The sequence below is a fragment of the Cypionkella aquatica genome, assembly GCF_030161095.1.
GTDB lineage: Bacteria > Pseudomonadota > Alphaproteobacteria > Rhodobacterales > Rhodobacteraceae > Cypionkella > Cypionkella aquatica.
Genome location: NZ_BSPP01000023.1, coordinates 1 through 517, shown reverse-complemented (window position 1 = coordinate 517; position 517 = coordinate 1). Strand labels below are relative to the sequence as shown.

At 59.6% G+C, this 517-nt stretch carries 1 pseudogene; it reads left to right on the top strand.

The annotated features are described in order from the left end of the window. Nucleotides 1–242 precede the first annotated feature (242 nt). Nucleotides 243–517: pseudogene (locus QQJ98_RS19745) on the top strand (recombinase family protein); the annotation flags it as partial.

The following is a 517-nucleotide window of genomic DNA, read 5'->3' as shown; positions in this document are numbered from 1 at the left end:
AACCTGAGGCGATCACAGCGGGGCTTGTCGCCGAGAGTTTGGAAAGACTTTCAAATGCGGCAGCAACCCAAGAGCTTTGGCCGCTCATCTCCGAGGTACATATCACCGCCGGCAGCATGATCATAAATTTGAGCCGGGAGGCTTTGGCCAAGAGTCTGGATCTGCAACCAGATGCACTGAACCCCGATGTGATGCGCGTTCAACAGAGCTTTCAACGCCGCCGTCGTGGAGCGGAAACTCGATTGGTTACCGGCACCGTCGCGCCCCAGCCTGACCCAGTGCTGCAGCAGAACCTTGCGCGGGCGCATCGCTGGGCGAACCGATTGCGCAAAGGCGAAAGCCTGAGCAGCATCGCAAAGGCCGAAAATTGCTCCGACAGCCTCATTCGATCCGGCGTCGCCTTGGCGTTTCTAGCCCCGGATCTACAGCGTGCCATCCTCGATGGCACCGCGCCACGGCATCTGACGACCAATCTGATCGTGCGCATGACCCTGCCGCATGACTGGCAAGAGCAAGC